Source organism: Streptomyces sp. 13-12-16, assembly GCF_002114215.1.
GTDB lineage: Bacteria > Actinomycetota > Actinomycetes > Streptomycetales > Streptomycetaceae > Streptomyces.
On the sequence record NZ_NCTE01000875.1, the window covers coordinates 1 to 14216 of the forward strand.

The window sequence follows — 14216 nt, forward strand, 5'->3', positions numbered from 1 at the left end:
GCACCTCGCGCACGTCCCCGTCCGGGAGCCGCTCCAGGCCGCGCAGGGCGTGGGCGGCGCGGGCCGGCCCGGACAGCTCGGACAGCCGCTGTTCCAGCGCGAGTTCGTCGGCGCCGCCCGAGCGCGGGAACAGCTTCAGCCCCCACACCTGCGGAAGCGGCGACGGCAGCCGCGCCCCGCGCCCCAGCGCCGTACGCAGCACCTGGAGGCGGAGCAGCGCGTACCCGGGGTCGCCGTCGCGGCCGGTCCGCTGGGCGGGGATCGGCGGCGCGGGCGTGCGGCCCCGGGGCAGTGCCCGCTGGACCAGGGAGTGCGCGGTGAGCACCCGCCTGCTGCGGCCCCTGCCGGACGGCAGCACCAGGTAGGCGAGCCGGACGAGCCGCGGATAGTGCTCGACGAGCGCGGCCTCGGCCTGCTCGACGCCCACGACCGGACCGGCCGCGGAGGAGGCTGGGGAGGGCGGGACGACATCCTGTGACTGCACGTCCAGCAGAACGAGCGGGCCGGGGGATGGTCACCGGGATTTGAGCGTCGCGGGCGTCACGGCCGTATCGAAGGGCGAGGGCCCCGAGCCGGGGCTCCGTGCGGCATGTCGCCCGTGAGGGACCGGAGGAACACATGAGGCTGACCCGACCGATGCTCGCGCTGGCCGGTGCGGCGGCGGCACTGGCGCTGACCGCCTGCGGATCCGGCGGAGGTGGCGAGGACGAGGTGCCGCCCACCGCGACCGGCAGCCTGGAGCACCTGGCCGCCGAGGCGGAGTGCGAACCGAACATGCAGACCGACGCCGACACCATCCGGCAGGCGCTGTGCGAGAAGGGCGACGAGAAGTACGTCCTCGCCACCTTCGCCACCGACCGGGGGCAGGCCGAGTGGCTCAGCACCGCCAAGGACTACGGCGGTTACTACCTCGTCGGCCGCAAGTGGGTGGCCGTCGGCGAGGAGCGGACCGTCACGGCGCTGCGGGGCATGCTCGGCGGGACCATGGAGGAAGGGTCCGAGCACATGAACCCCGGCGGCAGCCACAACCAGGGCGGCCACCACGGCTGACCCCCGGCTCCGGACGGACGAGGAGGCCGGCGGTGGGGGATCCCACCGCCGGCCTCCTCCCGTCACCGGGCCACCGGACTACTGGCAGTCCTGGCCGCTGTTGATGCAGTCGACCATCTCGTTCATCAGGTCCTCGTCGAAGAAGTTGATGAAGTCGTTGTGGTCGGTGATCGGCTTGTGCAGCTGCTCCGGGAAGGAGTCCACCGCGAACGGGTTCACCACCTGTCCGTTCTGGATCTGCGGGGCCGGGATGTTGTCGTAGACCAGGCGGACCTGGAGCTGGGGGATGGCCTGGAAGCCGTTCGAGCAGGTGCCGTCCGCCTCGACGAAGTCGACGTGCGTGCGGTGGTTGGCGCTGTCGATGTTCTGGCCGTCCCAGCAGCTCTGGAAGGCGGACGTCCGGACCACGCCGCTGCCCTCGGGGCAGATCGGGTACTTGTCCGTCACCTGCCGGTCCTCGAAGCCGGTGCAGCTCCAGGAGGTGTTGGCGTTGTTCAGGCCGTTGGTGAAGGACTTGGCGTCACCGGTGATGATGCGCAGCGCCCTCGGCATGGCGACGACGTCGCTCGTCCGGTTGCCGACGAACTTCAGCTCCGCCTCGGTGGGCGCGACGATCTTGCCGACGTTGCCGTCCTGACCGCCGCCCGGCTGGCCCTGGTCGATGTCCTGCGTACCGTCCTGGATCCGCAGGACCGGCCAGAAGTACGTCGACCTGTCGCCCTGGTTCCGGCAGGTGGTCTCGCCGCCTGCCAGGTCCTCGTCGCTGGCGAAGGCGGTGTTGGCCTGGTTGCCGACGTAGTCGTGCTGGTGCTGGGCGCCGTTGCTGACACCGGGGGCGACGATCACGTTGTCCGAGTTGCGCAGCGCGTTCTCGTTGGTGCCGCAGTCGGTGGTGAAGGTGCCCGTCGAACCGCCGTCGCCGTTCGCGGCCAGACCGTTGGGCAGGTTGCGGGAGTTCGGCTGCACGTCCTCGATGTTGATGAAGTCGTCCGCCACGGGGCCGTTGCCGGCCTGACCGCCGTTGCCCTGTCCCTGGCCGTTGTCCTGGCCGCCGTCACCCTGGTTCTGGCCGCCGTCACCCTGGTTCTGGCCGTCGCCCTGGTCCTGACCACCGCCGTCGTTCCCCGGCTGTTCGACCGGAACGCCCTGGCACTGGGCGAACCGGCCGAGGTCGCGCGGTGCCTTGCCGCCCGCCCGGTTGATGTTGATGCCGATCCGGTCCAGGGTGGCCGTCCGCTTGGACTTCAGCGGTCCGAGGATGGCGTTGTCGACGTAGCTCCCGTCACCCGCCTGGGCCTGGCGCGTCTCCGCGAGACGCGTGTAGGCGTCCGTGATCTGCCGGTCGAGCAGGGCCAGTTCCTTCGCCACGCCCCTGCGTGCCTTCCTCGGCACCTTCGTCAGCTTCTGGCCGACGTCGGGGCAGTTGATCGTGGCGACCTGCGCCCCCCTCGACTTCGTCCGGTTGTGGCCTCCGTCCTCGTGCGCCGAGGCATAGAAATTGGCCCAGACCAGCCCGCCCCCACCGAGCGCCAGGGCCGCCGCCCCGGCTGTCACTTTGGTGGCCAGCGGCATACGGCGTTTTCTTGTGTTGCGTCCCATGGAAATCCTCTTGACCTTCCTTACGGGGGCACCTTTGCGGGGCGTCGAGCGGCCCGGCAGGAGTGAAGCGGCTCCCTTGAGTACGGGAGCCGCCCCACGGGTGTTCACCCGTCCCGGAAATCGATGGGAAGTCAGTACGGCCACACTGGTTTCAACAGGCTCTGGAACACTGGGAGTTGCCGACCGTCCACCCGGGGTGAAGGGGTGGCGGGTCCCCTTTCACCGGCCGTGGTCGAGATATGCGAGAACCGCCAGCACGCGCCGGTTGTCGTCGTCCGATACCTCGAGGGCCAGTTTGGCGAAGATGTTCGCGGTGTGCTTCGCGATCGCCCGTTCCGTCACCACCAGCCGGGCCGCGATCGCCGCGTTGGTCCGCCCCTGCGCCATCAGCTCCAGCACCTCCAGCTCGCGGGGCGTCAGCCGCGCCAGCGGCCGGTCGTTCCCCGACTGCCGCGCCAGCAGCTGCTGGATCACCTGCGGATCCATCGCCGTACCTCCCCGCGCCACCTGCCGTACGGCGTCCACGAACTGCTCCGCGTCGAACACCCGGTCCTTCAGCAGATAGCCCACCCCGCCGCTGCCGTCCGCCAGCAGTTCCCGCGCGTACAACTGCTCCACGTGCTGCGAGAGCACCAGCACCGGCAGCCCCGGCCGCTTGCGGCGGGCCTCCAGCGCGCACTGCAGCCCCTCGTCGGTGTGCGTCGGCGGCAGCCGTACGTCGACCACGGCGACGTCGGGCTCCAGCTCGGCCAGTGCCCGCGTCAGCTCGGGCCCGGACTCCACGGCCGCCGCGATCTCGAAGTCGTGCGCTTCGAGCATCCGGACGAGTCCGTCGCGCAGCAGGAACAGGTCTTCGGCTAGGACAACGCGCAAGGCATCTCCATCGTGACCATGGTGGGGCCGCCAACGGGACTGCTGACGGCCAGGACGCCGTCGAATGTACCCAGCCGCCGCTCCACCCCGGTCAGCCCCGAACCGGCCCCGACCACCGCGCCGCCCCGCCCGTTGTCGGTGACCGTCACCCGCAGATGACCGTCGGCGTGGTGCAGGTCGATCCAGACGCGGTCCGCCCCGGAGTGCTTCACCGCGTTGGTGAGCACCTCGCTCACCGCGAAGTACGCCGCCGATTCCACGGGTGCCTCCGCCCGTCCGGGCAGTTCCACGTTCACCTCGGTGGCCACCGGCAGCCGCAGCGCCAGCGCCCGCACCGCGTCACCCAGCCCGCGCTCGGCCAGCACCGGCGGATGGATGCCGCGCACCAGCTCCCGCAGCTCGGTCAGCGCCTCGGCGGAGGACTTCCGGGCGTGCGCCAGCAGCTCACGCGCCTTCGCCGGGTCCTTCTCGATCAGCGCCTCGATCGTCCCCAGGTCCATGCCCATGGCGACCAGCCGCGCCTGCGCCCCGTCGTGCAGATCCCGCTCGATGCGCCGCAGCTCGGCGGCGGAGGTGTCCACGGCGTCGCGCCGGGTCTCGGTCAGCACCCGCACCCGCTCGGTCAGCTCACCCCGGCCCGAGCCGAGGACGGCCCGCGTGAGCAGGAAGTGGACGTGCAGCAGGCGCGGGGTGAGGAAGTGCGCGAGGAACAGCAGGGCGAGGCCGAGGGCGCCGGCGCCCAGCGCGGACGTCTGGCCGGAGACCGGCACGAAGCCGTACCAGTACCCGTCGGGCATCACCCGCCACAGGCCGGCCGCCAGCGCGAGCCCCTCCAGCGGGTAGACCAGCAGCGCGAACGGCAGCAGCGCGGTGGTGAAACCGGCGGTCATGTCGACCGGCAGCCACCCCAGGTCCCGCCAGGTCGCCGGGTCGCCCAGCATCCCGAACGTCCGCCCCCACGGGTTGGCGTCCTCGGGCACCGGCCGGTAGGACGGCGGGATCCGCACCCCGCCCCACTCGGCCGCCAGCACCCGCCGCCAGTTCGCGAACGTCCGCACCCCCCGCAGCACGTACGGGGTGGTGACGATGCCGACACCGATCGGGATCAGCGCGATGGACACCACGGACAGCACGAAGCACAGCACCGCCCCCGGCAGTGACACCAGGGCGAGTGCCAGCCCTCGTATCGCGGCGAGCGCGACGCCCCGCCCCCCGGTCCGTCCGCTGTCGTTCTTCGTGTCGGTGGTCATGGCACAAGTCTGGCCGGGGCGGGGCCGGTGGGGCACTGGTTCGGGCACCCGACCCCAAGGTGGTGTTACCTACACCCCTCCGGCGGTGCCCAGCACCTTCGCCTCCACCTCCGGATCGAGCCCCTTGCCGGTCCGGTCCGGGCGCTGGGGCGCGGTGCCGCCGATCTCCCGCAGCCAGGCCCAGGTGTCGGCCACGGTCCCGGCGACCGGGCGGCAGCGCAGTCCCGTCGCGACCGCCCGGGAGACGTCCGCCGAGTGCAGCGCGTCGTGCAGGTCGCTGCCCGGCGGCACCCACACCGGCAGCTGCGTCCACGGCTCGATCCCCGCTTCGAGGATCACCTCCGGCGCGGTCCAGCGCAGTTCGGCCGCGCCCCCGGTCACCTCGGCGCACGCCTCCAGCAGCCCGCCCATCGTGGTGTGCCCCTGCGGCGACATCAGGTTGTACGGCCCGCTCAGCCCCCGCTCGGCCGCCCCGAGGATCCACTCCGCGAGGTCGCGGACGTCGACGTACTGGAGCGGCAGGTCACGCGGGCCCGGCGCGAGGACCGGCCCGCCGCGCGCCATCCGGTTCAGCCACCAGGGCAGCCGGCCCACGTTCTCGTACGGCCCGAGGATCAGCCCCGCCCGCACCAGCAGCGACCGGTCCGCGCCGAAGGCGTCCACGGCGGCCAGCTCACCGCCCAGCTTGTCCCGCGCGTAGTCCGTGGGGCCGGCGTCGGCAAAGGCGCCCTCCACCACCCGCGCCCGCTCGGTGTATCCGGCGGGCGGGGCCCAGTCGTACACCGAGCAGCTCGACACGTACACGTACCGTCCGGCGCGGCCCCGCAGCAGCCGCGCCGTGTCCCGCACCGCGCGCGGTGCGGCCGACCAGGTGTCGACGACGACGTCCCACTCGCCGGGGTCCTCGTCGAGGGCGGCCAGACCGTCCGGCGCGGTGCGGTCGCCCAGCAGCGCCCGCGCGCCCTGCGGGGCCCCGTGCCGCCCCCGGTGGAAGACGGTCACCTCCCAGCCCCGCCCGAGGGCCGCCTCGACGACGGCCCGGCCCGCGAACTCCGTACCACCCAGCACCAGAAGTCTCATGCCGGTGACTCTGCCAGGCCGGGCGGCCCGGGGGGAACGGGAATCTGCTGTCGGCAGACCGGCCGCAGGGGACTCAGCGCCCGGCCGGCGGCACGTACTTGTAGCCGACCCGGCGTACGGTGCGGATCGTGTCCCGGTGTCCGGAGCCCAGTTTGCGGCGCAGCCGGGCGATGTGGACGTCGACGGTGCGGCCGTCGCCGACGTGGCCGTAGCCCCACACCGTGCCGACCAGGTGGTCCCGGGTGTGCACCCGGTTCGGGTGCGCCACGAGATGGGCGAGCAGCTCGAACTCCAGGTAGGTGAGGTCGAGTTGCCGTCCGTCGACGTGGGCGGTGCGCTGTGCGGGGTCGACCCGGATCAGCGGGTCGTCGGAGGTTTCGGGCTCGGGTGAGCCGGCCGGGAACGGCAGCCGCCGGTCGGCGGGGACCAGCACCAGGTAGCCGACCATCGGGGGGCGGCCGGGCAGGGCGGGCAGGGCGTTCTGCGGCGCGGGCAGCCAGGTGGCGCCCGGCGGCAGCAGATCCGCCACGGTCACCACCTCGTCCCGGTCGACGGCGCGCAGCCGGGGAGGGGAGGAAGGGGAGAGGGGGGACAGGGAACGGGGGGTCGCCATGAGACGTCAGCTCTTTCGCGCGAAGGGGTTCGTCGAGGACGTACGCGGTGCGCGCCGGCCGAAGGCCGGGAAAGGATCCGGGCGTTAGAGGGCCGGCGCGTTCGTCGCGCGACAACACACCCGGTCGAAGTCGTGGTGCTGACGGGAAGGCCAGAACGGTTCCAGGTCACGGCGACCCGTCGCGTGGTACTTCCGGAAGCCGGCCATGCGTCCATTGAAGCAGACACGCGGGGTCCGCAGGAGCCCCCTTCCACCGCTCGGACGACGCGGAGGGGCGCCCACCCCGGTCGGTGGACGCCCCTCGCGACGACTGCGGTACGGATCAGACCTGGCCGGCCTTCTCCAGCGCGGTGCAGCACGTGTCGACCAGCAGACGGGTCACCACGTACGGGTCGACGTTGGCGTTCGGACGGCGGTCCTCGATGTAGCCCTTGCCGTCCTTCTCGACCTGCCACGGGATGCGGACCGAGGCGCCGCGGTCGGAGACGCCGTAGGAGTACTCGTTCCACGGGGCGGTCTCGTGCAGGCCGGTGAGGCGGTCGTCGATGCCGGCGCCGTAGTTCTTGACGTGGTCCAGGGGCTTGGAGCCCTCACCGAGCGACTCGCACGCGGTGATGATCGCGTCGTAGCCCTCGCGCATCGCCTTGGTGGAGAAGTTGGTGTGCGCGCCCGCGCCGTTCCAGTCGCCCTTGACCGGCTTGGGGTCGAGGGTGGCGGAGACCTCGAAGTCCTCGGCGGTGCGGTAGAGCAGCCAGCGGGCCACCCACAGCTGGTCGGAGACCTCCAGCGGGGCCAGCGGGCCGACCTGGAACTCCCACTGGCCCGGCATGACCTCGGCGTTGATGCCGGAGATGCCCAGGCCCGCCTTCAGGCAGTTCTCCAGGTGCGCCTCGACGACGTCACGGCCGAAGATCTCGTCCGAGCCGACACCGCAGTAGTAGCCGCCCTGCGCGGCCGGGAAGCCGCCCTCGGGGAAGCCGAGCGGACGGGCGCCCTTGAAGAAGGTGTACTCCTGCTCGATGCCGAAGATCGGCTCCTGCGCGGTGAACTTCGCGGCGACCTCGGCCAGCGCGGCACGGGTGTTGGTCTCGTGCGGCGTCATGTCCGTGTTCAGGACCTCGCACAGCACCAGGACGTCGTCACCGCCGCGGATGGGGTCCGGGCAGACGAAGACCGGCTTGAGGACGCAGTCGGAGGCGTGGCCCTTGGCCTGGTTGGTGGAGGAACCGTCGAAGCCCCAGATCGGCAGCTCCGCGCCCTTGGCGTCGTCGGCCAGGATCTTCGTCTTGGAACGCAGCTTGGCGGTCGGCTCGGTGCCGTCGATCCAGATGTACTCGGCCTTGAAGCTCACGGTCCACATCCTTCGGGGGTGGGTCTGGGCGCTTGTGCGGGTGCTGCGGCGCTGCGGCACTGGGGCGCCGCCGTCGATGCCCCGCAGCCTGTCAACAGGCGATTTCCCGGCCATTGCCCGCATGTGAACCCCGTGTTACCTGACGCCACCGTGTCCCACCCCACCGTGTGAGCACGCGTGCCCGGTCGCGGGGGACGCGGACGGGCCCACCGCCCCGGTGGGGGGAGCGGCGGGCCCTGGGAATCCGCGACGAACCCGGACCTCACCCCACCTTCTCGATCACCGCGCGGCGGATCAGGAACTTGCCGGCCTCCCGGACCTGCTCGAAGGCCGCGTTGTTGAGCAGCACGCAACTGCCGGAGACCGAGGTGACCTCCACCGTCGTGGACTTGTTGTTGTCCAGGTTGGTGACCTTCAGCTTCGTGCCGGCCGGGAACTGGTTGCTGGACGCGGCCGGGGCGCCGCCCTCGCCGGAGAGGGTGACGGTCGACCCGTTGCACACCTGCTCACCGGAGGCCTGCGCGCCCCCGTCCTCCGCCGCGGGCTGCGAGGGAGCGGGCTGCGAGGGGGCGGGCTGCTGCGGCTGCGCGGCCTGGGAGTCCTGAGCCGACTCCCCCACCGTGCATCCGGACGCCTCCTGCTGGCGCTGGATCTGGGCGATGACCGCCTCGCGGTTGGCGATCCGCGCCTCGGACTGCGCGTCCGGGGCGGCCCGTTGGCCCTCGATGAACTTCTGGTTGTTGCCGAGCGCGGTGGCGAGGCCCTGGCAGACGGTCGAGTCCGCCGCCGATTTGGTGGCCGGCGGCGGCGCCGCGTTCGACGTGTTCGCCATGACGAAGGCCCCGCCTCCCGCCACCGTCGCGGCACTGACCAGCAGCGCGAGCTTCTTCTTCGGGCCGAGCGTTCTCCTGCGCGACATCCGTGCCTCCTGAAGAGGTAGGGGAGCGTACGCCGCTATGTACGAGATACCGAACAGAGTTGCTCAGTGGTCGGGCCGGGCAATCGAAGTGGCCTGCGTCACACGGCCGTCAACGGGAGAGGGCGTCCCGTACGGCGTCCTCCGTGCGGCCCACGACCGCCGTGCCGTCGTCCGCCGTGATGATCGGCCGCTGGATCAGCCCGGGGTGCGAGGCGAGCGCCGCGATCCAGCGGTCCCGCGTGCCGGCCTCCCGCGCCCACTCCTTGATCCCCAGCTCCGTCGCGACGGCCTCCTGGGTCCGGGTGATGTCCCACGGCTCCAGCCCGAGCCGCTCCAGCACCGCCCGGATCTCGTCCTCGCTCGGCACGTCCTCCAGATAGCGGCGGACGGTGTAATCGGCCCCCTCGGCGTCGAGCAGGCTGATGGCGCTACGGCACTTGGAACAGGCGGGATTGATCCAGATCTCCATGCCGCCCACGGTACGCCGACCCTGCTCTGTTCGAATTTCCCGCCCCCGTGCGCGTGTCGCGCGTGACCCGTGTGGCGTCACATCAAAACCCGCGCCCACCAGGGCATTTACTGGCTTCATCAGGCCTGCTGATTGTCGGTGGGGGGCAGTAGAATGGAAGCAGTGTTCGAGGGTGGTGCCGGGGTCGTCGGGGATCCCTGCGGGCCGCCCCGACCGCGACAGGAGGATGCCCGTGCCCGCTGCCGCACTGAAGCCGAAGCCCCTGCCCACCCAGTCCACCGCGAAGCGTCCCGTGCCGCTCGAACTGCCCTGCGCCCCGGTGGAGAAGCGCCCGCTCCCGGCGGGCCGCCCGCGCGAGTGGTACGTCACGCACAACCGCCGGCTCAAGGCGATGCGGCTCGCCATCGCCCTGCTCGACTCCGGCGTCTACCTGCCGGGCCAGGCCCGCAACGACAGGATCCGCACCACGGCGGCACTGATCGGCGTCCACCCGCCGTCGGACACCACGTGCCACATGGTGCGCGCGTTCATGCGCTACAACCGCTGAACCCGGACCGGTGCCGGGCGGCCTCTCCGCGTGCGGGGCGCCCGGCACCGGTGTGCCGTGCGCTGAGGCAGTATGGGCGGGTGAGGACACCGTCCTCGCCCCGAAGTCGCCGCGGTCCGGCGACACTTGCGCCGGCAGGCCACGCGGTCGCGGCCTGCCGGAGGAGAAAGGTACGACGGTTGGCTGAGGAGAGGGCGGTCCCGGTCCCGTCGGCCTGGATGACGCCGTCCGGCCGGTACGGACGCGCCGTCGCCCGGGCGTGCGACATCGGTGTCGCGCTGGTGGTCCTGGTGGCGGCGGAGTACTACGGCGGCGAGTACGACCTGCTCCTGGGCGGGCTGATGGCGCTGTGCCTGCTGGCCCGCAGACGGCTCCCCGGCACGGTGCTGGCGGCCGTCCTGGCGCTGGGCGTCGTCCAGTTCGTCCTGTACGACCTGCCCGACCCGCCGCTGACGTCGGCGCCCGCCTCGTACGACGTGGCCGTGCTGTTCGCCATGATGTCGGTCGTCCACCACTCCCGGACCAGCTGGATGCCGTACCTCGCGGGCGCCGTGGTGCTGCTGGCCACGGCGGCCGGGACGGTGGGGATGCCGGTCCTCGGCATCGAGCCGTTCGTCGACCTCGAATCGCTCCTGATCTTCTGGGGGCTGACGCTGACGGTCTGGCTGACGGCCTTCGCCCTGCACACACGGCGCCTCTACGCCGAGAGCCAGGCGGCCCGCGCCTGGCACGCCGAGCGGGAGCAGGAGCAGCGGGTCCGGCTGGCCGCGACCCGGGAACGGGCCGAGATCGCCCGTGAACTGCACGACGTGGTGGCGCACAGCCTGGCCGTGATGATCCTCCAGGCCGACGGCGCCGGGACCGTGCTGCGGAAGTCGCCGGACATGGCGGAGTCCGCGCTGAGGACGATCGCCGCCACGGGCCGGGACGCGATCGACGACATGCACCGCATCGTCCGGGTGCTGCGCGAGGGGAACCCGGACCCCGGCGACCCGGACTCCGACGGTGGCGGCCCGCCACGGCGGCTGGTCACCCTCGACGAGGTCGAGGTCGTCGCCGAACGCGCCCGGGCCGCCGGGCTGACGGTGGACGTGTCGGTCGAGGTCGGCGAGGGACGGCTGTCGCCGGCGGAGGAGATGACGGCCTTCCGCATCGTCCAGGAGTGCCTCACCAACGTGCTCCGCCACGCCGGAGCCGGGGCCGGGGTCGACATCCGGCTCCATGAGGAGCGGGGCACCCTGCTGATCGATGTGGTCGACGACGGAGCGGGCACCCTCGCCGGCCACGGCGTCGGCGGACGCTCCGGGGGGAACGGACTCGTGGGGATGCGGGAGCGGGTGGAGCTCGCCGGCGGCAGCTTCGAGGCCGGCCCCCGGCTCGGCAGCGGATGGCACGTACGTGCCTCGATTCCGACAAGGACGAAGTGATGACGAGGACGGACAGGCCGATCCGGGTGGCCGTGGTGGACGACCAGCCGCTGATCCGGGCCGGTTTCTCCATGGTGCTGGCCGGTCAGGACGACATCGAGGTCGTCGGCGAGGCGGAGAACGGGGCGGACGCCCTCGACCTGCTGGAGAAGGTCGAGGCGGACGTCGTCATCATGGACGTCCGGATGCCCGTCATGGACGGCATCCAGGCCACGGAGCGGCTGATGCGGCTCGACGACCCGCCCGGGGTGCTGGTGCTGACCACCTTCGACAACGACGACGACGCGTTCGCGGCGCTGCGCGCCGGAGCCGGCGGCTTCCTGCTGAAGAACGCCCCCGCCGCGGAGGTCGTGAACGCCATCCGGATCCTGGCCGCGGGGGAGTCGGTGGTGGCGCCGCGCATCACCCGGCTGCTCCTCGACCGGGTCTCGGACCGGCTGGCACCGGCGAACGGACAGGCCGAACGGCTGGACGTCCTCACCGCGCGCGAGCGGGACGTGCTCGCCCTGGTCGCCCGGGGACTGTCCAACGCCGAGATCGCGGCGGAGCTGTACGTCGCGGAGGCCACGGTGAAGACGCACCTGGGCAACCTCATGGCGAAGCTGCACCTGCGGGACCGCGCCCAGGCCGTCGTGTTCGCCTATGAGTCCGGGCTGGTCCGTCCCTCCCCCTGAGGGGGCAGAGGCGCCCCCGGGTTCTGCCCCCTCAGGCGCAGGAGCCACCCCGTCCGGTGTGCCGGATCCGCCGCGTCCGATCTCGGATCCCCGGCCGATGTCCGGCGGGCCGCCGAACTCCAGACTTCTCACTGTCGCCGAACGCGGCCGAGAAGACACCGGAGGACCCGATGAACACCACGCCCACCACGCGGAACCGCAAGCGCAACCGTCTCGTCATCGGCGCGGCCGTGACCGCCGCGGCCCTGGCCGCCGGGGCGGGGTACTGGTGGCTGGACCGCGACGAGCTCAGCCAGGCGTCCGCCGGGGACTGCCGGCTGGCGCAGCGCATCGTCACCGAGGCCGCGGAGATCTCCACCGGCCCCGTGCCGGACGCGGAGAAGTGGTGGCAGGAGACCGGCGACGAGCGCCGCGCGCAGATGAAGGACGGCTACCTCGGCTACAAGATCGCCACGTACGAGGGCTGGGCGCTGGCGACCGCCCAGAAGTCCCCCGAAGCGCCGTCCGCGAAGGACGTGAAGGGTCTTCAGGAGGAGGCGCGGGGACACTGCTCGGACTCCGGCGTCACCCTCACCATGCCGCCGCTCGGTTCCTGACCCGGATTGCGAGAACCGTCCCCATGGCTGTCCACACCGCCGCCCGAGACCGCGCACCGGACGACGTCATCACCACCACCGCCCTGGTGAAGACCTACCGTCAGGGCACCGCCGAGGTACGGGCCCTCGACGAGGTGTCCGTCGGTGTCCGGCGCGCCCGGTTCACCGCCGTCGTCGGCCCCTCCGGATCGGGCAAGTCGACCCTGATGCACTGCGCCGCCGGACTCGACACCGTCACCTCCGGCAGCATCGTCCTGGACGGAACGGAGATCACCGGGCTGTCCGACCGGCAGCTGACCCGGATGCGCCGGAAGCGGATCGGTTTCGTCTTCCAGTCGTTCAACCTGCTGCCGCAGCTGACGGCCTACGAGAACATCGTGCTGCCCGTCACCATGTCCGGCGGGCGCCCGGACCGCGACCTGGTGGACCACCTCTGCGAGGTCCTCGGCATCGCCCACCGGGTCTCGCACCGCCCCGCCGAGCTGTCCGGGGGCCAGCAGCAGCGGGTCGCCGTGGCCCGGGCCCTGGTGGCCCGGCCGGCCGTGGTCTTCGCCGACGAACCCACCGGCAACCTCGACTCCCGGGCCGGCGCCGAAGTCCTCACCGTGCTGCGCCGGTCCGTCGACGAGCTCGGCCAGACGGTCGTGATGGTCACCCACGACCCCGCGGCCGCGCGGTACGCGGACCGGGTGCTGACCCTCGCGGACGGCCGCGTCGTCGAGGACGAGCACACCACCCCCTCCGTACGCGCCGCCGCCCCGGGGAGGCGGCGATGAGGACCCCGTGGCGCGCGACCGTCCTGGGCTCCCAGGTGGCGGAGCTCCTGAGACGTCCCGGACGGTTCGCGGCGACCGGACTGTCGCTGCTGATCGCGGCCTTCGTCGTGTTCGGAGCCGTCATGGCCCAGCAGATCATCACCGCGACCGTGGTCGGGAAGTTCCGCGGAACACCCGAAGCGGTCTCGCTGGTGGTCACGCCCCGCGACGGGGAGGACATCGGCGAGGCCCGCCTGAGCGGGATCCGGAAGACGCCCGGGGTCACCGAGGCCGTCGGCCGGGTCGACGGCGGCGCCCCGCTGGACGGCAGCGCCGTCGAACGCTACCTCGCCCTGTCCGCGGACCCCGGCACCGGCGCCCTGGCGGAGGTCCGGCTGGTCGACGGCGCGTACCCCTCCGGCCCGGGCCGGCTCGCCGTCGACACGCGGGCCGCGCGGGAGTACGACCTCGCTCCGGGATCGTCGCTCACCCTGCTGCGGCCCGGACCCGACGGCGAAGGCACCCGGCGGGTGACGGTCGAGGTCAGCGGCATCGTCCGCGGCACCGCCACGGACGACGCGGAGCCCACGGGGTACGCCCCCGGCCCTCAACTCGGGGAACTGCTCGGCGTGTCGGGCTACTCCCGCATCGACATCCGCACCGGCACCGCGTCCGGTTCCGCGGACCCGGCGGAACGGATCCGGCAGGCGGTGCCCGGAGCGCGGGTGCGGTCCGGGGACGAGGTGCGGGAGGAGGAGGCCCGCGAGGCGGTGGCGGAGGCGGAGGACACCCTGGAGCTGGTCACCGTCTTCCTCGCCGTCGCCGTCGGTGCGGCCGTCCTCGTCGCGACCTCCACCTTCCGCATCGTCTTCGCACGGCGCGTACGCCAGCTCGCGCTGCTGCGTGCCATCGGGGCGACCCCGCGCCGGCTCGCCGCCGCGCTCGTCGCCGAAGGGGCGGTGGTCGGCCTGCTGGCCGGCGCGGCCGGCGTACTGGCGGCCTGGGGCTGCGGG

At 72.5% G+C, this 14216-nt stretch carries 15 protein-coding genes and 1 pseudogene; 7 read left to right on the plus strand and 9 right to left on the minus strand.

Going from position 1 to position 14216, the window contains the following annotated elements; genetic code table 11:
* A pseudogene (locus tag B7767_RS30915) lies at window positions 1-484 on the minus strand (hypothetical protein); the annotation flags it as partial.
* Between the two features lie 134 nt (window positions 485-618).
* On the opposite strand from B7767_RS30915, the gene B7767_RS30920 reads away from it, so the two are divergent.
* Window positions 619-1050: a hypothetical protein gene (locus tag B7767_RS30920; protein WP_085575026.1), complete on the plus strand. Its 432-nt coding sequence runs from the start codon at window positions 619-621 to the stop codon at window positions 1048-1050.
* Between the two features lie 78 nt (window positions 1051-1128).
* Here the strand turns inward: B7767_RS30920 and B7767_RS30925 are convergent, their stop codons facing one another.
* From B7767_RS30925 to B7767_RS30965, 8 genes are all read right to left on the minus strand, one after another.
* On the minus strand, window positions 1129-2649 hold the full coding sequence (locus B7767_RS30925) for a DUF1996 domain-containing protein (RefSeq protein ID WP_085575027.1): 1521 nt from the start codon (window positions 2647-2649) through the stop codon (window positions 1129-1131).
* Between the two features lie 219 nt (window positions 2650-2868).
* Complete coding sequence (locus B7767_RS30930; RefSeq protein ID WP_085575028.1) at window positions 2869-3522, minus strand: response regulator transcription factor; 654 nt, start codon at window positions 3520-3522, stop codon at window positions 2869-2871.
* Complete coding sequence (locus tag B7767_RS30935; protein WP_085575029.1) at window positions 3507-4772, minus strand: sensor histidine kinase; 1266 nt, start codon at window positions 4770-4772, stop codon at window positions 3507-3509. Before B7767_RS30935 ends, B7767_RS30930 begins: the two co-directional genes overlap by 16 nt.
* Window positions 4773-4841: 69 nt before the next feature.
* Window positions 4842-5852 carry an SDR family oxidoreductase gene (locus B7767_RS30940; protein WP_085575030.1) on the minus strand — a complete coding sequence of 337 codons (1011 nt, stop codon included), beginning with the start codon at window positions 5850-5852 and terminating at the stop codon, window positions 4842-4844.
* Between the two features lie 73 nt (window positions 5853-5925).
* Window positions 5926-6465 carry a winged helix-turn-helix domain-containing protein gene (locus tag B7767_RS30945; protein ID WP_085575031.1) on the minus strand — a complete coding sequence of 180 codons (540 nt, stop codon included), beginning with the start codon at window positions 6463-6465 and terminating at the stop codon, window positions 5926-5928.
* Window positions 6466-6787: 322 nt separating this feature from the next.
* Window positions 6788-7816: a glutamine synthetase gene (glnII, locus tag B7767_RS30955; RefSeq protein WP_085575033.1), complete on the minus strand. Its 1029-nt coding sequence runs from the start codon at window positions 7814-7816 to the stop codon at window positions 6788-6790.
* 262 nt (window positions 7817-8078) lie between these two features.
* Entirely contained in the window at window positions 8079-8735 is a 657-nt protein-coding gene (locus B7767_RS30960; protein WP_085575034.1) for a hypothetical protein, read from the minus strand.
* Window positions 8736-8844: 109 nt separating this feature from the next.
* Window positions 8845-9204, minus strand: a complete 360-nt coding sequence (locus B7767_RS30965; protein ID WP_179167357.1) for an ArsC/Spx/MgsR family protein — start codon at window positions 9202-9204, stop codon at window positions 8845-8847.
* A 232-nt stretch (window positions 9205-9436) separates the two neighbouring features.
* Between B7767_RS30965 and B7767_RS30970 the strand changes: the two genes are divergently transcribed.
* The 6 genes from B7767_RS30970 to B7767_RS30995 form a co-directional block, all read left to right on the plus strand.
* Window positions 9437-9751 (plus strand): hypothetical protein, encoded by a 315-nt coding sequence (locus tag B7767_RS30970; protein ID WP_085575036.1) that lies wholly within the window; start codon window positions 9437-9439, stop codon window positions 9749-9751.
* 179 nt (window positions 9752-9930) lie between these two features.
* Window positions 9931-11178: a sensor histidine kinase gene (locus B7767_RS30975; protein WP_085575037.1), complete on the plus strand. Its 1248-nt coding sequence runs from the start codon at window positions 9931-9933 to the stop codon at window positions 11176-11178.
* Window positions 11178-11852 carry a response regulator transcription factor gene (locus B7767_RS30980; protein ID WP_085575038.1) on the plus strand — a complete coding sequence of 225 codons (675 nt, stop codon included), beginning with the start codon at window positions 11178-11180 and terminating at the stop codon, window positions 11850-11852. Before B7767_RS30975 ends, B7767_RS30980 begins: the two co-directional genes overlap by 1 nt.
* A gap of 170 nt (window positions 11853-12022) precedes the next feature.
* The gene (locus B7767_RS30985) at window positions 12023-12448 is read left to right on the plus strand and encodes a hypothetical protein (RefSeq protein ID WP_085575039.1); all 426 of its coding nucleotides are present in this window, start codon (window positions 12023-12025) and stop codon (window positions 12446-12448) included.
* Between the two features lie 86 nt (window positions 12449-12534).
* Window positions 12535-13224 (plus strand): ABC transporter ATP-binding protein, encoded by a 690-nt coding sequence (locus B7767_RS30990; protein ID WP_371101448.1) that lies wholly within the window; start codon window positions 12535-12537, stop codon window positions 13222-13224.
* On the plus strand, window positions 13221-14216 hold a 996-nt coding region (locus tag B7767_RS30995; protein WP_143652715.1), incomplete at its 3' end, for an FtsX-like permease family protein. The genes B7767_RS30990 and B7767_RS30995, both read left to right, overlap by 4 nt.